An 18,925-nucleotide genomic window follows, 5' to 3' on the forward strand; every position below is an offset into this window, starting at 1 on the left:
AAAGGAAAAAGATGGTTATGCAGAATTTATGATAGAATTACAATATCAACAATTTTGTTTAGACTATACATTAGGAATAGAAATCAATGAGTTATTTTCTAGAATGGGATGTATTTTAAGCTATATTCATAGCTCTATAGATTATGTAGATAAATATAATCTCGTCAATTCAGATGATAAAATGAATATTATTATATTAACTGAATACTTTGAAACTGAGGAGCTATCTAATTTATTAGGGCTTTGTATTCTATTTGAACGGCAGGATTGGTTTGAAACTATCGTTAAAGCTGTCGATTTTGATCAAGAAAATCGAGAGAAAGCGTTAGATAGTTTAATTGCGATGAAAATTCCAAACTATCCAATTACTGAAGAAAAAACACCACGAGAACTAAGCTTTCGTAATCCCCTTTATAGCGCTATTCATGCGGAAACTGACAAAGATACATTAAAGTTTTTAGATGAATACTTACGCCATTGGTATGACGGATTGCGTAAAACTGGATATAGTTATATTGATAGTCATTTAAAACAACAGGGCGACTCTAGAGATACTTGTTCTTTTGTGGGCTACTGGTGTTTTGAAGCCGCTGCGGTAGCGTATTTAAAAGATATTGATGATAGCAGCCTACACCGTTTTATTTATTACCCAAAAGATATGGTTGAATATGCTCGCAATAATCGTAAATAGCTAAGCTATAAAGTAATTCGCTTTCTACTTTCTGGATTAACCTATAGAAGATGGTGGAATGGATTTGTACTCATTACTAATAAACAGGTATTGCATTAATAAAATATAAGGAGGCTATTGTGTGGTCTAAAGTTACCCTAGCAAGATTACCTGCAGTTAAACCAATAAAATTGGTTAATTGGCTTAGTATTTTCGTATTAGTTTTTATTTGCTTACTTTTTTTGATGCTATTTGTTTTTCAAATTGACATTATGAATAATAATTTTATTATAATACTTACTGTTGGTGCATTATTTATCTCTGGATTACTTTTTAGCATTCGTCTTTTTATTTATGGTCTAGCTATAGAAAATGTTAAAATTTGGGATGAAGAGATTAAACAGCATGAGGAAAGCTGGCAAAATTGGGCCAGTCAATCAGTAGCAGTGCTACAAAGTGTTGTTATTACGCCACAAAATTTATCTAGTGACGACTTCCAAAGCGATGAAAGCGACCTGAATTTTGCTGCTAATGAAATATTTAAGTTTAGAGAAACTGACGCTCAATTCTATTTAGACAGCTATGAGTGGATTTTTTCTAATTTATACGATTGTTTAAATTCGCTTGAATTAAGCTGCCCTCTACTTGTTTTACAATTGGATACAAATGAACAGAAAAAGAAAAAAGAAAAACTAATTCAAAAGGCATATAACAATGTAGGATTAAATTTACCCTTAGAATTTAGTTATCCAGATATGTTAAATGATAATAAATTCGATCTTAACCAATTAATTGATAATGAAGATAGTGCCCTCTATTTAATTATCACCGATAATGTTCAAGCAATAGATAGCTCTGCTTTTATGAGTGCATTATTGCTTACCAATGCTCCTTTATATACCAATATAACAAGTTTGCAGCCTGAAAGCTATCTGTTACGTACAATGAAAACCACTCACGATACATTTACTCAGGCGATTGCACAAATGAATGAAATTCAACAGGAATTTAAGAATATTCAACAAGTCTGGTATAGTCAACTTGACCAAAAATCCATGAGACAATTAAGAACACTTTTTTCTCAACATGAGATAATACTTTACGAATCAGATAATTACTTAGCAACTCATGACTTAGATGTCTACTTTGGATATCCCAATAAAGTACTAAGCTATTGGTTATTGTTAGCACTAGCTATCCAGTCTGTAAAAAAACAAAATCAAACCCAACTTGTTGCCACAAAAGTGGCTGATGAATTAGTATTCACTGTGATTAAACCTTGAATATCAGTATGACTCTCAAAACAATATGATCATATAAAAAAATTATGATTAAGGTAGATTTCTTGAATAGAGATAAATAGTTTCATATTTAGAAAACATTAAATAACTGTAGGTAGCTCAGACGACGCTGGTGTTGTAACTCATTAAAGAATAAAAATCATGATAGCCAGAATAGAACTCAATCAACTTGAAAAACGCATTAAAGACTACTTATTGACTTTTTTACTTTTTAAATGATGCATTGTTTAGTGAACTGGCTTATGACTATCGAAATAACCAAACTTATTAAGTATATTTTATTTCTACAAATCATCACCCAAAAAACCGTCAAAAATCACTTTGATTTTATTTATGTTTTTGTCTTTATGTTTGTACGTTAAATAAAAAGTGAAAGTTTAATAAAACTTACCTACATCTAAATAACAATAATTAACACCGTTAACAACTTATAAATATAAATAAAGCTAGCAATCTTATACTATTTATGGTATAAAACGTGCGCTACATTTCACATTATTTTTTTGCAAAAGTAATGATGGATAAAAGCATTAAATTTAATGATTAATTAACGTTATAACACACACATATCATTACACTTTTCCGGGGTGCCTTTTACTTTATGTATAGGTCGGATAGAGCGGATATGTGGAGGCATAACCCCAACGTCAAAATGAGGAAATCATGACTACAGTATCAATGCGCGATATGTTACAAGCGGGTGTACACTTTGGACACCAAACTCGTTATTGGAACCCAAAAATGAAACCATTTATTTTTGGTGCACGCAATAAAGTTCATATTATCAATCTTGAAAAAACAGTACCATTATTCAACGAAGCATTAGCTGAATTAAACAAGATTGCCGCTCGTAAAGGTAAAATTTTATTTGTTGGTACAAAACGTGCAGCTAGCGAAGCAATTAAACAAGCTGCTGAAAGCTGTGGACAATACTACGTTAATCACCGTTGGTTAGGTGGTATGTTGACTAACTGGAAAACAGTACGACAATCAATCAAACGTCTAAAAGATTTAGAAACACAAGCTAGTGATGGTACATTCGATAAATTAACCAAAAAAGAAGCACTAATGCGTGCTCGTGAAATGGCTAAATTAGAAAATAGCTTGGGTGGAATTAAAAATATGGGTGGCTTACCTGATGTGATCTTTGTTATTGGTGCAGACCACGAACATATCGCTATCAAAGAAGCTAACAACTTAGGTATTCCAGTCATTGCTATTGTTGATACTAACTCAGATCCTGATGGTATTGATTACGTTGTTCCAGGTAATGATGATGCGATTCGTGCAATTCAATTATATGCAAATGCAGTTGCTGAAGCAGTACGTTCTGGTCGTGAACAAAACCAATCTCCAGTATCTGAAGAAAGCTTCGTAGAAGAAGCGCCAGCAGCAGAGTAATAAACTCAAATATTTTCAGGGTCGATAATAATATCGACCCATTCTAATGAAAATCATCACAATGGTTAAATAGAGGATTAAAAAATGGCTGAAGTTACCGCTTCTATGGTAAAAGAACTGCGCGAAAGAACTGGCGCAGGTATGATGGAATGTAAAAAAGCATTAGTTGAAGCAAACGGTGATATCGAACTTGCAATTGACAACATGCGTAAATCAGGTCAAGCAAAAGCAGCTAAAAAAGCAGGTCGTGTTGCGGCTGAAGGTGTTATTATTTCTAAAATCTCTGCGGATAAAAAATTTGGCGTAATATTAGAAGTAAACTGCGAAACAGACTTTGTTGCTAAAGATGCAGGATTCTTAGCATTTAGTGATAAAGTTGCAGAGGCGGCATTAACAGAACGCATTAGCGATATTGCTGCATTACAAGCTAAATTTGAAGAAGAGCGCACAGCTTTAGTTGCTAAAATTGGTGAAAACATCGGTATTCGTCGTGTTGCTGAAATTGCTGGTGACGTAGTAGGTAGTTACCAACACGGTGCTCGTATTGGTGTATTAGTTGCTGCAAACGGTGCTGACGATGAATTAGTTAAACACATCGCAATGCACATTGCTGCAAGCAAACCAGAGTACGTTGATCCAAGTGACGTACCTGCTGACGTGGTTGAACATGAACGTAACATTCAAATTGATATCGCAATGCAATCAGGTAAACCACGTGAAATCGCTGAAAAAATGGTTGAAGGCCGTATGCGTAAATTCACTGGTGAAGTATCACTAACTGGTCAACCATTTGTAATGGAACCTTCAAAAACTGTTGGCGACTTATTAAAAGAAAAGAGCGCAGCAGTTACTTCATTCATTCGTTTTGAAGTGGGTGAAGGTATTGAAAAAGTCGAAGTTGACTTCGCAGCAGAAGTTGCAGCAATATCAAAACAATCTTAATTGTTTTATAAAACCGCCGTTAAGGCGGTTTTGTTTATCTACAAAATATTTTAAAATTACTGCTAGATAGGAGCCCTAGCTCCTTATTTTATTAAATAACGAAACAGTGAGACATCATATGGTAACCCCTTTTTATAAACGTATTCTTCTTAAACTCAGTGGTGAAGCACTACAAGGTGACGAAGGTTTTGGTATTGATGCAACCGTTCTTGATCGTATGGCTCAAGAAATAAAAGAGCTTATTGAAATGAATGTTGAAGTTGCTGTTGTTATTGGGGGTGGTAATCTATTTCGTGGCGCAGGGCTTGCTAAAGCGGGAATGAACCGAGTAGTTGGTGATCACATGGGCATGCTTGCAACTGTCATGAATGGACTTGCGATGCGAGATGCATTGCACCGAATAGAAGTAAACGCTCGCCTAATGTCAGCCATTCCATTAAATGGCGTGTGCGATGACTATCGTTGGACTGAAGCAATTAGCTTGCTTCGTCATGGTAAAGTCGTTATCCTTTCTGCTGGAACTGGTAATCCTTTTTTCACAACCGATTCAGCAGCATGCTTACGGGGTATTGAAATTGGTGCAGATGTTGTCTTAAAAGCGACCAAAGTAGATGGTGTTTACTCTGCCGATCCTGTTAAAGATCCAACAGCAACACTTTATAAAACACTAAGCTATGAAAAAGTGCTTACAGATGAGCTTAAAGTAATGGATTTAGCGGCATTCACATTAGCAAGGGATCATAATTTACCAATTTGTGTCTTTAATATGAATAAACCTGGAGCGTTGCGTCGTGTTATATTAGGTGAACAAGAAGGGACATTAATTAATAACAAAGCAACAGTAACCAGTTAATTATCTTTATTTTAAATAAGGCTTTTATTATGTTAAACGAGATTCAAAAAGAAGCGCAAACGCGCATGGAAAAAAGTATTGATGCGTTTCAAAATCATATTTCTAAAGTAAGAACGGGTCGCGCATCACCAAGCTTATTAGATGGTATTATGGTTGAATATTATGGTAGTCCAACGCCATTACGCCAACTAGCTAACATCGTTGCTGAAGATGCAAGAACGCTAGCGATTACTGTATTTGACAAATCACTTACGCCACTAATTGAAAAAGCAATCTTAACATCAGATTTAGGACTTAACCCAGCATCAGCAGGTACCGTTATTCGCGTTCCATTACCGCCACTAACCGAAGAACGCCGTCGAGACTTAACCAAAATTGTCCGTAACGAAGCAGAACAAGGTCGAGTATCGATCCGTAATATTCGCCGTGATGCCAACGACCAAATCAAAGCATTACTAAAAGATAAAGAAATATCTGAAGATGATGAACGTAAAGCACAAGATTTAATCCAAAAAGCGACAGATGCCGCAATTAAAAAATTAGATACAGTGCTTGCCGATAAAGAAAAGGAACTAATGGAATTCTAATTTTTATCTTCTTTTTTCTCTTTTCTTCCAAACGCTTTGTTTTATAAAGCAGAGCGTTTTTCCTTGATTTTAAAAATCGGTCAGTAAATGAATTGATTTTATTTATTTTTTAATCTAATTTTCATCCAAAACAGCCCCCTAAAACAGTCATCCAAAACCGAACTCCAAAAAAACATCCCACAGCACCAACATCCGCCGTTACCTCACTACGCACAATTATTTACAAAAAAGTCCGCCAAAAAACTAGCCAACTATTTTATAAATGGTTATACTTTTATCGCTGTAGGAAAACAAGCTTATTAAATAAGCGAATAATTATAAAAATTCAAATAAAATAAAACAAAATATTACTTGACACGAGGAGCGTAATGTATTATCATTTTAGCTACCAGGCACTGGTAAACCTATGTCTTAAATTTATCAAATAACCCTATTCGACGATTTTTTGCACGAAACTCATTTATATCATCGAAATTATCTCTCGAATTATTATCGAAATTATTCACAAAATTATTTGCAAAAATCTCATTAGCATTAGCGCCATTGTTGTTATTGCCGTACTCTTTAGAATCGCAGGCATTATCGGCCACGACTTCTGAGCGCATTCATGGTACTGCACCTTATTTAACCTTTGATGGCGGTGTTACTAAAGTGACTAAAATAGAGGACTTATTAGGTATTAAGTTATCGGATGGTCGAACATTCACACCGCAAAATAATCCTTCATCATCGACAGCGCCAATCGAGTTACCTAATGTAGGGGATGCTTTTGCTGATATTGAAATGATAGTTCCGTCATCAAGCGACTCAATAAATATAAATGACTTAGTAACACAAGGTAAATGGGGCGATGATGATGGCGATGGACAGGGAGTGGATGGAGTTAGCGCATCAGGGAGTATATCGTTAGTAATAAAAGATAAAGATGGCAATACCGTTAATCGTAGTGATACATTAAGTCTATGTAAGGCACCTTATAAGGTAACCTTAGATAGTTCAGAGGGAACTTTAAAGACTCGTTATGGCATGCCGAATAGTAGTACTTTTAGTGGAGGAACAGCGGAGTATTATATCACTCCGCCATCACAGCCCGTTATTTGTTCGGTCAGGCCGAATCTAAATTATGGCACAGGCAAGTATGTAGGCCCATCTAGCATGTGGAATCCAGCAAAGCGCTTTCTAACTCAATCAACAACCCCATCATCTTACGGTTTAAATTTTCCAACGACTGGTTCAGATGGATTGTATTTTGATTTGGATATAGGTGGAATAGATGTAACTCAGTTGAATTGGACAGTTAACACGAGTGGTAGTCTAAATGCAACAGTGAGTTGGACAAGGCCGCTAACAGGGTCATTCACAACCCCATGGGGAGGAACGATGCCAGCTGATGACTGGATTAAAGATAAATCCAAGAATGTAACACGGGTAACGTTGCATGGTCCAGAGGCAAGAAGCCAGTGGAAGAATCCTAGTCCTAGTCAAATTACCGTGCCATCTTTGCCGCAGACATTTGAGTTGGTTGGTAGGGATAGAAGTGGTAATGAGGTGAGGTATGGCTTTGTGTTGAGGCAGTGGTTCGTCAATCGTGGTGATCAATCGAAAACTTATAGTGACCAGTTAGCATGGTGTAATGGTTTGGGTTATTGCATACCGAGGGTAAGGGATTTAACCAATGCGAAGTGTGGTACAGGGGGGGATGAGTTTTTTCCCATGTATAAATGGCATAAATGGCGCAGCACCTAGTTCATCAGATAATAATTACATGCGTCACATAGGCGCTGGATTTTTCACGGAGTGGGGCGACATGCACGTCTACCCCCCTGATGCGGGCTTCGTCTACGGCTACTACTGGACGGGCGACGCTACAGGTAGCAGCCAGTTCAATGTCTACTCGTACCTCGGCGGCGTCCACAGCGACAGTGCCAGCAACTCCCGCTATGGCCTTTGCACCGCACCTTAGCTTTTAGCGTTTAGTTCTTAATCCTTAGGGAGCAGAAGGTCTTATGGTGCCTGAGAGGACAATATAGATAAGAATAAAGCCCCCGCGCAAGTTGGGGCTTTTAGCAGGCAAAGCTTGCGAGCCTTGCAAATTTATGGTTCGCCAATAAGTAGTTAAATGTTGATTATTATCCGTAATAAATCAGCAAAAAATTAATCAACTTTATTTTAGCCTTAATTTTGTTACGTTTATGCCGATTTTATGTATATAATTAACGTAAATTCATCTATTGTGTATTATTATGGCTAATGTATCTTCGTTTCGCCAAAAGCAAAGCACTATTTTTGTCGCATTTCTAGTCACAACTTTTATTGTTGGTATTGCTGGTGCTTTACAATCTCCTACTTTAAGTCGATTTTTAACTTTTGAAGTTAATGTTAATTCACGGCTAGTTGGACTTTTTTTTTCTGTTAATGCTTTAGCAAGTATTGTGGGTAGCTTTTTATTGGCTAAATATTCCGATAAAAAGGGCGATAGGCGTTATATTGTTATATTTTGCTGTTTAATGGGCATTGCTAATAGCATTACTTTTGCGTTTACACGTCACTATTTGGTGTTAATCACGCTGGGTGTTTTGTTTGCTGCGTTATCGTCTGCTGCTATGCCACAAATTTTTGCTTTAGCACGCGAATATGCCGTTAAAACTGGGCGTAATGTTGTGGCATTTAATTCACTTATTCGAGCTCAACTTTCGCTTGCTTGGGTATTTGGCCCACCAATTTCTTTTGGCTTAGCTATTAATTTTGGTTTTACGGCAATGTATTTAACGGGCATGTGCATGTTTATGGTCGCGATGCTGTTTGTTGCTATTTTTTTACCTTCGGTTGAAAAAAATCCTACCTCACAACTAAATAACGAAGCAGAGTTACAAGCAGCAAATCAACCACTTTGGAAGAATACAAATGTGCTTTGTTTATTGCTATCTACGGTATTTATGTGGACAGCAAATATGATGTATATTATTGATATGCCAATTTATGTTGATGTTGTATTACATCTTTCAGATTCATTGCCGGGTGTATTGATGGGGCTTGCTGCTGGTATCGAAATTCCAGTTATGCTTATCGCTGGATATTTAGTGCCACATTTAGGTAAACGAAATCTGTTTTTTATTGCGATTGTTTGCGGTTTGATTTTTTATCTTGGTATGATTTTTTGTACTGGTAAATATGCCTTATTAGCATTACAGCTCTTTAATGCTCTATTTATTGGTATTGTAGCTAACATTGGTATTATCTATTTTCAGGATTTATTGCCTACTCGAATGGGAGTGGCTTCTACTTTATTTAATAATGGTATTATTTTCAGCATAATTATAGCTGGAATGTTGCAAGGATTTGTATCAGAAGCCTATGGACATGAGGTTATCTATTGGATTGCGTTAGTAATGGTTGCGATATCATTGTTATTCTGTACGTTGGTGAAAGATGTAAAAACTAACGTGGGCTGAAAGTAGATGAATAGTTAGATAATTAATAACAAAATCAATAGTAAATAAATAATTAAGTGTAATTTGTCTTCTTAATAGTTAGGAAGACAAATTACTGAAACAATTAAAGATTAGATGTGTTTAACAGTTTTTCATAAAAGGCATAATCGGTCCTTTCATAACCCAATGGCGTAATGGCAATAAAGTTGGCATTAGCGGCATCAAGTTCTTTATTGTCATCAAGTATTTGTAAATTGCGTTTTGCTCTAAACCAAAAGTAATCGTTGCCTTCGGGATCTTGTGTTGGTATCACCATAAAACGACTTACATCGCTATCGCCTTGTTTTGTTATTTTCAAACCTTTAATTTGTTGTGCTGTACATGCAGGAAAATTAACGTTAAAACAAATATTTTGCGCAGATGGTAACGAAAGTAATTTAGCAATAACTGTTTGAGCGTGATGTTTAGCACAACTCCAGTCAGTTGGCTGGTTATCTTCACTGGTTAATTGACTCAATGCAATTGCAGGAATGCCCAAAGCCATAGCCATCATTGCCGCACCAACAGTGCCAGATAACACTGTTTCAAATCCTACATTTGAGCCATTATTAATTCCAGATAGTACTAGATCGGGTAGGTTGTTAGCCATCAAATATTTAATTGCAAATAGTGAGCAATCGGCAGGTGTGCCATAAACGGCAAATTCTTGTTTTCCACGTTGAACAACTCTAAATGGCGTTTTTAAGCTCACTGAACAAGATACTCCACTTTGATCTATGGCTGGTGCAACTACCCAAACCTCGTGAGCTATCTTTTTTGCCACTTCTTGCAATAGTTTAATACCTGGTGCATCAAAGCCATCATCATTGACTAGTAAAACGCGATTAACTAACTTTTTTAACATATTATTTCCTTATTGAGCAAATGTATTACATTCGTTTATTGCACCGTTATCAAACCCACGTTTAAACCAAGTATAACGTTGCTTAGATGTACCATGGGTAAAACTATCAGGTACAACATAACCTTCGCTTTGTTGTTGCAAGCGATCATCACCAATGGCTTTTGCGGTGTTTAAAGCTTGTTCAATATCACCTTCATCCAGCCGATTTTGCTGTTGCATTGCATTGCCCCACATGCCAGCAAAACAATCGGCTTGGAGTTCTAATTTAACCGACAATTGGTTATTTGTGATTGTGGACTGACCTTTTTTTAATTGTTCAACGTGGCTAAATGTGCCTAGCAAATTTTGGACATGATGACCAACTTCATGCGCAATTACATAACCTTGAGCAAAGTCGCCACCACCACCGAGTCGCTGTTTCATCTCTTGATAGAAAGACATATCTAGATAGACAGTTTTGTCAATACTACAATAAAATGGTCCCATAAAGGTTTGACCAGTGCCGCAAGATGTTCTTGTAGAGCCGTTATAAAGTACTAGCTTAGGGGGAGTATAGGTTTTACCTAAACGTTGAAATTCTTGATGCCAATAATCTTCAGTACTTGCTAAAATGATAGACGTAAATTTGACGGCATCTTCATCATCAATTGAATATTGATTAGTATTTTGTTCGGTACTGTTCGTATCAATTAGTGTTGAATCTAGCAAGCCAGTTAAATCAACACCATAATAGCCAGCAATTAACACTACAATAAATAAAACAACCTTACCTTTACCACCAATAGGAAGTCTTGTTCCTATTTCACTTCCTGATTGTGAGCGACGATCTTCAATGTTATCACTCTCTCGTTGGTCTCTCCAGCGCATAGGAATTACCTTGTCAGTTTTAGTTTAATTATTTTAATGGATAACAAATAAGTATTCTAGATTAAGTTATTAGCGTTGTTATAAATTGAACAAATTAACCATATAAAAATAAGTAAAGTATTTGTTTGTAAATTTGGTTATTTCTTGCTTTTTTTAGGTATATAATAGAATTCATACCATTATATCTTCATACTAATATTTGGGTATTGTTATGCCATATTTATTGCTTACTTTGGCGGCTTGTTTTTGGGGGGGTAATTACGTTGTAGGGCGTGTTTTAGTTACTCAAGCCGATCCTATGGTAATATCCGAAGGTCGTTGGGTTATTACTGCGCTGTTATTATTGTGTTTATATCAACGTCAAGTTCGTAATGACTTATCCAAAATTAGAAAATCAATTGGTCCCATTTGTTTGTTAGCCATTTTTGGGCAGATTTTGTTTCCATTAACACTTTATGTTGGATTGCAATATACTTCATCGCTTAATGCATCAATTTACCTTTCTGCAACACCATGTATGGTGTTGGTTATGAATAAATTGTTATTTAATGATACGATTTCAAAAAATAATATTTTAGGCGTGCTATTTAGTTCAATTGGCGTGATTTATTTGATTTTACAAGGAAATCTAACCAATTTAAGTGAGTTGAGTAATATTAATAAAGGGGATTTGTGGGCAATGGCATCAGCAATGAGCTGGGCTTGTTATAGCGCATTTATACGGTTAAAAGATAAATCTATATCTGGCAATGCTTTTGTGACTGTTAGTGCCGTGTTAGGTTCGGTTATGTTACTTCCTGTTGCGTTAGTGTATTTTTATTTTTACCCAGTTTCCAACCTAGCGCATTATACCTCAACAAGTTTTTTGCTTGGCTTATTATATATTGCTATTTTTGCGTCTTGGTTATCTTATTTATTTTGGAATAAAGGTATTATGGATATTGGCGCAACACGTGGGCAAATCTATACTCATATTATCCCTTTGTCAGCAGGAATTTTCAGTATTCTATTTTTACATACGCTAGTTGCGTATTTTCATATTGTGTCGATAGTGCTAATAGTTATTGGGATCTATTTTTGTTCACGGAAATAGTTAATAATACAAACAATCGTTTTTAAAATAGCTTTAGTTTTAACTTAAAAATCAAGAAAATTTTACAAAATGAGGTTATTTTGCTATAATTAGCACTCAATTTTCACAAAAAGGAATTGTTTTGTTGTTATTTAGTAGAAATTAAAACAAACAATAAAACATTAGTTTTTGCTTTTTTATTATCCTCTTTTTTTATCTTTGCTGTATTTTGCTTCAATTTTAATTAACTGATAAACACTTTTTCAAAGTGTAATCTAAAAAGTATTGTTCTTTGTGTATTAAAAGGTAACCGTTTACCTTGTTGCATCATTCCTTTTTATTATTTGTATGTAAACAGGCGGTATTTTATGAAAAAAATAAGACAGTCCCAAAATAAACCATTAAACATCAACGATATTACTATAATTGATGATAGCAAGTTAAAAAAAGCCATTACCGCAGCAGCACTTGGTAATGCGATGGAGTGGTTTGATTTTGGTGTATATGGCTTTTTAGCCTATGTTTTAGGGCAAGTATTTTTCCCCGATGCATCCCCTAGTGTGCAAATGGTTGCCGCACTTGCCACGTTTTCCGTACCATTTTTAGTTCGGCCGTTAGGCGGTTTAGTGTTTGGGATCCTTGGTGATAAATTTGGACGTCAAAAAGTATTATCAATAACCATCATTATTATGTCGTTAAGCACTTTTTGTATTGGTTTAATTCCTTCTTATGCCTCAATTGGTATTGCTGCGCCAATATTATTATTGCTAGCTAAATTTGCGCAAGGATTTTCAATAGGGGGGGAATATTCTGGTGCGGCTATATTTGTTGCCGAATATTCGCCAGATCGCAAACGTGGTTTTATGGGGAGTTGGTTAGATTTTGGTTCGATTGCTGGTTTTTTAGTTGGAGCAGGTTTAGTCGTGCTTTTATCTAGTATTCTTGGCAAAGTTGCATTTCATGATTGGGGTTGGCGAATTCCATTTTTATTCGCTTTACCGCTAGGACTAATTGGGCTTTACTTACGTCATGCACTAGATGAAACACCTGCATTTCAACAGCATACCGATTTGATGGATCAAAATGTTCGCGATCATATTACTAATCAACCTAAAATGACTTTCAAACAGATTATTATCAAATATTGGAAAAGCCTATTAGTCTGTGTAGGGTTAGTGATTGTTACTAATGTGACTTATTATATGTTGCTTACCTATATGCCTAGTTATTTATCTCATAACTTAAATTACGATACAGATCATGGCGTACTAATTATTATTGCTATCATGATAGGTATGTTATTTGTTCAACCATTAATTGGTTTTATTAGCGATAAAATAGGTCGCAGGCCGTTCATTATTGGGGGAAGCTTAGGTTTATTAATTCTTGCTTATCCGTCATTTGTTATGATCAATAGTGATATTATAGGTCTTATCTTTTTAGGATTATTGATTTTAGCTGTATTACTTAACTGTTTTACTGGTGTTATGGCCTCAATTTTACCGGCTATCTTTCCGACTAGTATTCGTTACAGTGCTCTAGCTATATCATTTAATATCTCGGTATTAGTTGCTGGTGCTACTCCAACAGTGGCGGCTTGGTTGGTTGAAGAAAGTAATAATTTATACATGCCAGCTTATTATTTAATGGTTGTGGCATTAGTGGGTTTACTTACAGGCATAAAAATGAAAGAAACCGCAAACCGTCCACTCCGCGGCGCAACGCCCGCAGCATCAGACAGGTCAGAGGCAAAAGAAATATTATCGGATCACTTTGACTCAATAGAACAAAGAGTCGAAGATATAGAACAGCAGATCGAAACATTACAACAACAGCGTCAGAATTTAGTCGATCAGCATCCTAAGTTAGATTGATGTGGTTATTTTTTGGTTTTGTATATTTTGTTTAACATGCAAAACCAAAATTTAATAAAATCAATACGATACGTAAGTAATTTTTAACGGTAAAATTGATCCATCATAGAAATAGCTAAAACACTGCCAACCCTTTTTTTATTAATAAATAAAAGTAAATAAAAACAAAGTATTATGTAAGATCTATAAAAAAGGTTTTGAAAACAGAAATCCTATTTGCCTTTTGCTAAACAGAGTTTATAGTATATCGGTTTCTAGTTTACCTCCGCATAGGCGGTTTGGAAGTCATTGGTTATGTTATCCAGTGATTATTTTGCCTGGATAGGTTTTGTTATAGTGTTTAGTTAGCTTGTTGTCTTAATTTATCTTCAATGGACTTTTTAACTTTAACCAGATGTTTAATTCCATAACCAATGGTTTTATAACGTTTACCTTTACAGGTTAGAGGCACAAACAGCTTCAATCGGACTTTCTTTAGCACGCTATAAATGGTCGTCAGACGACTAGTCATAAAACGTTTAGCCAATTCAGTGACAGTTATTTTTTCTTTATGATATAGGTGACATATCTCTTGTTTTTGATAAAGGTTTATTTTTTATTTATATTCATTATAATGTCTTACCAAATTACTATAAACAACTAAGCGAGTAAACTGGCTGATGAATTAGCAGATCGTTCATATGTTGGTGGCGGTAAGAAAGAATCTAAATCTAAAGTAATGAGAAAAATTTAGTTGAAATTGATGAAAGCCAATATGAGGAATTAGAAGATATTGCAATAAAAAATAAATGGCGAAGTTGCCTTTAAAAACAATACCTGATTTACTTAGGTTAGCTGTAGATGATTTTTTAATAAAATACAATAAAGCTTAATCTAATATTAACCAACGATTTTAAGGAATTTATATGAAAAAGATACTAGTATTAATTACAGCCATGTTTTTATTTGGATGTAATGAGAAGACCTATACTGTGGATGATTTCAAAAATAACAAAGAACTACTAGATGAATACCGTAAAAAATGTGAAAACGGTGAAATTGATGGTGATAGCTTAAATTGTCAAAACTCTCACAAAGCAATAGTTTCAAAAAATAGAGTTAGTAATGCAAGTTGGAATTAATGCAAGTTCAGAAAGCCACTCATGTAGTTGTTAAAGTTCTATCTGTGATAAGTTTATAGACTTAATTTGCTCCTTATTTGTAGGAAAAAGCTTATGAGTTTTTAGATGATTATTTTAATCATGAAGTGTAAACAATTCGGCATTTTCCTACAGTTTATCTATTTTTTCAATTATAAAAATAGCATTATTCTAATATATTTTGTTGTATGATGATGCCATTTAGCAATAAATATAAGGATCAGCTGATGGATGAAAAAATAGGAAAAATCAAATTCAATAAGAAAGTCATCGTCAATGCGTTATTAACAGTATTGAATATTGAAAAAATATCTCCCAGTTTTATTCGCATACAGTTTAGTAGCGATAAACCAGTAAATATCGATCCATTATGGGTTTGTCCGTATTTAAAATTGCTTTTTCCTGATCCTTCGACCAATGTAATTACTTTCCCTAAACTTGATGATAATAATAAAATCGCTGTTGATGATAAGCAACGTCAGCTAGTCCGTAGTTATAGTGTGCGCGAATTTGAGCGTGCCTCTAATCAATTTTTTGTTGATTTTGCTATTCATGATACAGGATTGGCTTCAGTGTGGTCGCAAAAAACTAAGATTGGTGACCAAATTGGTTTGATTGCGGCAGCCAGCAAGTTGCGATTTACTGATAATTGTTTGGTGTTAATGGGGGATATTTCGGCTGTGCCCGCCATATGTTATACGCTTGAACATCTTCCTCAAAATCAGAAGGCTTTTGCCTTTATACAGGTTAATCATAAAAGTGATATAGTGCCGTTGCCAGATAATAAAAATATTAAGGTGAATTGGTTTATACAAAATAGGGATAATCCCTTTCAATTAGTTGATGCGGTAATTAATGCTGATTTATCAGAGCAAAATAAGTTGTTGTTTTGGGGAGGGATGGAGCGTTCGTTGGCACAATCTGTTCGTCATGCTATTAAAGATAAATATATACATTTGTCGCCTGATGCTTTTCATATTACTAGTTACTGGCGAGAAGGTTTCGCCGAAGGCGAATTTAAACATCGTGAATAATTAACGGTTACTTTTATGAATATTCTTGCTCATTTGCATTTGGCTACGTTAGCACGTAGTTCGTTGATTGGTAATACAGTTGCTGATTTTGTTAAAGGTGATCCTTATTTAATTTATAACTCTAATATTGCCGATGGCATTATGCTACACCGTAAAATTGATAGATTGACCGATAGCCTGCTTGAAGTTAAGAAAGCCAAGCTGCTGTTTAGAAAATCGCATCAGCGAGTTGCACCCATTACATTAGATATTGTGTGGGATCATTTTTTGTCAAAGCATTGGGCTAATTATGGTTTGTTGTCGAGTGTGTCTCAATTTAATCAAATAACAAAAGCTCATATCCAACCTTATATTGACGTTTATCCGGTAGATTATCAGCATTTTATGAATTCAATGTGGCAAGGGGAGTGGCTCGAAAATTATGCTTCTATTGACTTTGTTGGTAATGTCCTTAGTGGCATGGCAAATAGACGACCAAAATTATATTTGTTAAAAGAAACAATTGTTGATGTTAAGCAGCATTATGCTCAATTAGAGTCGTTATTTTTTTTGTTATATCCCAAAATCTGTTTAATAGTAAAAGATAGCACCAGCTAAACTGGATTTTGGTGCTACCAGTTCAAGCCGCTATGCTTAAACCAGTAGTGTTTTAGATTATTTGCTGTTAATTTGGCAATATCAGTTTGCCATCTGCTTTTTGGATAATGCTGTTGCTATTTGGCGTTTGAGCTATCGGTTTTAGGTTGTTGTCGGTTATTTGTGGCGCATAACCGCTTTTACCTCCACGAGTTTTGGTACGTACAACTTGGCTTACTGGTAGCGTAGCGTTGTTGGTTAAGTTAGCCCATAACCACTCGATGGCATCTTCGCCATAATAATCAATTGGTAGTAATGTGTTGTCAAATGGGGCTCGGCCATCTAAGTAGCTGGCGTTTTCTACTTCAATATATCGCAGTTGTGATTGTTTACCTTCAACTAAGCTATTTAGTGCGACATAAGCGCGCGATGTATAATTTGGTAATTGTTTAACATTGTTCCGACCATGGACAATAAAGGTTTTTATACCATGTAAGTTACCCGATGCCATAACTTGTTTTATGCCTTCTTTAATGCGTGGTTCTTGTGATTTTTTATAAACACAGATCGATCCTTTAGTGCCGTAATCGATTGTATTTTTCGTTTGCGAGCTAGAATAAAATTCACGTCTTGGGGTGTTGAGATCTTCGTTTTCAACTAGATCCAAAACCGTTGCATTACGGCCATTCCAAAGCGGTAAATGGCCGTTAGCCATTCCCCATATTTGTTCAAACGAAATTTCTTTTAATGGTGCAACTTTTCCTGTGTTGTTAATTGGGTTTTGCTGGGTGCTTGCTACCGAAAAATTGCACATATTTTCGGTGACACTATATTTGCCATAGGCACTAATATATTGATATGGTAGACCAATAGATTCAGTGTAGTAAAAATAGGGTAGTTGAATATCCATTTCTGGTGTCCAACCATTTTTATGTAGTTTTTCTAACGCTTCTTTTGGTGTTCCTGTAGTAAGTAACTTTGCTTTTTTAAGGGCGTTACAGCGCTCTTGTGAATAAAGAAAATAATCAGCATAAGGTACATAAGCATCGTCTTTATAAGCTGTTATGGCTGGTATGGCACATGGTATATATAACGCACCATAAGCACTGTAATTAGCAATAGATTTGGCTTCTAACTTTTGCGAGTTGTTGTTGCCGATTTTGAGTTTAACTGAGGCTTTGTCAAGATTTGGTTGAATTTGTGGATTAACTGCAACAATACCGTCAATCATATTTTGATCATCTAATTCGCCAGCTTTTAATGCTGCTCCACCACCATCGCTTGCGCCATAGACTAAAACCAGAGTGTTGTCTTTGTTAAATATAGCTTGATCATTCGGTGAAAACATAATATTAAGTTCATAAAAAGCAAATTCTAGGGATTTTAATACGTGTTCCCCCCAGCGGGCTTCGGCATTGAGTTGCGAGTGTAGTTGTTTTATAGCATAGCGGTGGGGATATTTTTTAATATATTTTTCTTCATTATTAATCCAAGGAGAAAATAAGATGTTACCATTTTGCACTTCTCCCCATACGGTGAACCCAAGTTTGCGTTCAATATCATAAATGCCGTTACCTAGCCCTTTGTCGTTATATACTACTGCACAGTTGTGACGGAGTCCCCACAATCCACGAATTTGTATATCTTTGGTATTAAATACTCCATCCGAATCACTAGCGGGAACCGCAACAATGCAAGGTTTATTTTTGTTAAAATCAAGTGGAATTTGTAGCAACATGCCAACACCGTCTTGTCTTTGTACGGCTGATATTTCGGTACCTGCAATTTTACCGTCAAACAAAGGAGTTAGTTCTTGCTTTCTAAAACCAAATAGTGTTCCTTCACCAATTTTGGTGTCAATATAGCGATTTAGTTTAGCTTGTCGGCGTTCTTGAAAGTTTGGTTTAGCTGGAATTTCAACTTCTGGTACGATAGTGGTGGTTGATAATGGGGTAAACCCAAGCCCAGCTGTAACAAGGTCATCACTATCACCATCATAATAAGCCAATGTATTGCGGACTAGCCACTTTGGCTTTTTAATTGTGTTATCAATTGGGGATGGCGTGCTGCTGTTAGTTTCAGTATTGGTTGTTATAGTTGTGGTTGACGTTGCCGTTTTGCTGTCAGCTTTTGTATTGTTTTTGCCAGTACCAGCGTTTATGTTAGAGGTGGTTGGTTTTGTGGTATTGGACTGTGCCATTAATGGCATAGTAACAGCGGCAAAAAATATCAATGAGGCTAACGTTCTTAATTTTATCTTTTTCATTTTCAATA

The 18,925-nt window shown here is 35.5% G+C and carries 17 protein-coding genes; 13 read left to right on the forward strand and 4 right to left on the reverse strand.

Annotation, left to right across the window (positions count from 1 at the left end):
* The 8 genes from B9N71_RS02005 to B9N71_RS02045 all read left to right on the forward strand — a co-directional run.
* A partial coding sequence (locus B9N71_RS02005; protein ID WP_085163929.1) for a PoNe immunity protein domain-containing protein occupies positions 1 to 691 on the forward strand: 691 nt, incomplete at its 5' end.
* Between the two features lie 119 nt (positions 692 to 810).
* Positions 811 to 1,953: a KPHS_23130 family T6SS system protein gene (locus tag B9N71_RS02010; protein WP_085163930.1), complete on the forward strand. Its 1,143-nt coding sequence runs from the start codon at positions 811 to 813 to the stop codon at positions 1,951 to 1,953.
* A gap of 681 nt (positions 1,954 to 2,634) precedes the next feature.
* Entirely contained in the window at positions 2,635 to 3,372 is a 738-nt protein-coding gene (gene rpsB / locus B9N71_RS02015) for a 30S ribosomal protein S2 (RefSeq protein WP_034947534.1), read from the forward strand.
* An 84-nt stretch (positions 3,373 to 3,456) separates the two neighbouring features.
* Positions 3,457 to 4,314 carry a translation elongation factor Ts gene (gene tsf, locus B9N71_RS02020; protein WP_065590774.1) on the forward strand — a complete coding sequence of 286 codons (858 nt, stop codon included), beginning with the start codon at positions 3,457 to 3,459 and terminating at the stop codon, positions 4,312 to 4,314.
* 118 nt (positions 4,315 to 4,432) lie between these two features.
* Entirely contained in the window at positions 4,433 to 5,167 is a 735-nt protein-coding gene (gene pyrH, locus B9N71_RS02025; RefSeq protein ID WP_034911998.1) for a UMP kinase, read from the forward strand.
* A gap of 29 nt (positions 5,168 to 5,196) precedes the next feature.
* Complete coding sequence (gene frr / locus B9N71_RS02030; protein ID WP_065560532.1) at positions 5,197 to 5,754, forward strand: ribosome recycling factor; 558 nt, start codon at positions 5,197 to 5,199, stop codon at positions 5,752 to 5,754.
* A gap of 543 nt (positions 5,755 to 6,297) precedes the next feature.
* Positions 6,298 to 7,500 carry a hypothetical protein gene (locus B9N71_RS02040; RefSeq protein WP_143421994.1) on the forward strand — a complete coding sequence of 401 codons (1,203 nt, stop codon included), beginning with the start codon at positions 6,298 to 6,300 and terminating at the stop codon, positions 7,498 to 7,500.
* Positions 7,501 to 7,997: 497 nt separating this feature from the next.
* Complete coding sequence (locus B9N71_RS02045; RefSeq protein WP_085163933.1) at positions 7,998 to 9,206, forward strand: MFS transporter; 1,209 nt, start codon at positions 7,998 to 8,000, stop codon at positions 9,204 to 9,206.
* Positions 9,207 to 9,309: 103 nt separating this feature from the next.
* Here the strand turns inward: B9N71_RS02045 and surE are convergent, their stop codons facing one another.
* The gene (gene surE, locus B9N71_RS02050; RefSeq protein WP_065574867.1) at positions 9,310 to 10,089 is read right to left on the reverse strand and encodes a 5'/3'-nucleotidase SurE; all 780 of its coding nucleotides are present in this window, start codon (positions 10,087 to 10,089) and stop codon (positions 9,310 to 9,312) included.
* Between the two features lie 9 nt (positions 10,090 to 10,098).
* The gene (ypfJ, locus tag B9N71_RS02055) at positions 10,099 to 10,956 is read right to left on the reverse strand and encodes a KPN_02809 family neutral zinc metallopeptidase (protein WP_065607503.1); all 858 of its coding nucleotides are present in this window, start codon (positions 10,954 to 10,956) and stop codon (positions 10,099 to 10,101) included.
* A gap of 211 nt (positions 10,957 to 11,167) precedes the next feature.
* On the opposite strand from ypfJ, the gene B9N71_RS02060 reads away from it, so the two are divergent.
* Together B9N71_RS02060 and proP are read left to right on the forward strand one after the other, a co-directional pair.
* Positions 11,168 to 12,049, forward strand: a complete 882-nt coding sequence (locus tag B9N71_RS02060) for a DMT family transporter (protein WP_085163934.1) — start codon at positions 11,168 to 11,170, stop codon at positions 12,047 to 12,049.
* A 347-nt stretch (positions 12,050 to 12,396) separates the two neighbouring features.
* Positions 12,397 to 13,902 (forward strand): glycine betaine/L-proline transporter ProP, encoded by a 1,506-nt coding sequence (gene proP / locus B9N71_RS02065; RefSeq protein ID WP_065559897.1) that lies wholly within the window; start codon positions 12,397 to 12,399, stop codon positions 13,900 to 13,902.
* Between the two features lie 340 nt (positions 13,903 to 14,242).
* Here the strand turns inward: proP and B9N71_RS12945 are convergent, their stop codons facing one another.
* A complete protein-coding gene (locus B9N71_RS12945) occupies positions 14,243 to 14,413 on the reverse strand; it encodes a hypothetical protein (RefSeq protein ID WP_167370038.1) in 171 nt (56 codons plus the stop codon).
* Positions 14,414 to 14,807: 394 nt separating this feature from the next.
* Between B9N71_RS12945 and B9N71_RS02070 the strand changes: the two genes are divergently transcribed.
* The 3 genes from B9N71_RS02070 to B9N71_RS02080 all read left to right on the forward strand — a co-directional run bounded on the left by B9N71_RS02070 (position 14,808) and on the right by B9N71_RS02080 (position 16,672).
* Positions 14,808 to 15,023 carry an EexN family lipoprotein gene (locus B9N71_RS02070; RefSeq protein ID WP_085163935.1) on the forward strand — a complete coding sequence of 72 codons (216 nt, stop codon included), beginning with the start codon at positions 14,808 to 14,810 and terminating at the stop codon, positions 15,021 to 15,023.
* 245 nt (positions 15,024 to 15,268) lie between these two features.
* Positions 15,269 to 16,075, forward strand: coding sequence for a siderophore-interacting protein (locus B9N71_RS02075; protein WP_167370039.1), 807 nt, complete (start codon positions 15,269 to 15,271; stop codon positions 16,073 to 16,075).
* Positions 16,076 to 16,090: 15 nt separating this feature from the next.
* Positions 16,091 to 16,672, forward strand: coding sequence for an acyl carrier protein phosphodiesterase (locus B9N71_RS02080; protein ID WP_085163937.1), 582 nt, complete (start codon positions 16,091 to 16,093; stop codon positions 16,670 to 16,672).
* A 67-nt stretch (positions 16,673 to 16,739) separates the two neighbouring features.
* On the opposite strand, the gene B9N71_RS02085 is transcribed toward B9N71_RS02080, so the two are convergent.
* Positions 16,740 to 18,917 carry a 3-hydroxybutyrate oligomer hydrolase family protein gene (locus B9N71_RS02085; RefSeq protein WP_167370040.1) on the reverse strand — a complete coding sequence of 726 codons (2,178 nt, stop codon included), beginning with the start codon at positions 18,915 to 18,917 and terminating at the stop codon, positions 16,740 to 16,742.
* Positions 18,918 to 18,925 lie beyond the last annotated feature (8 nt).

The sequence above is a fragment of the Gilliamella bombi genome (assembly GCF_900103255.1).
Lineage (GTDB): Bacteria > Pseudomonadota > Gammaproteobacteria > Enterobacterales > Orbaceae > Gilliamella > Gilliamella bombi.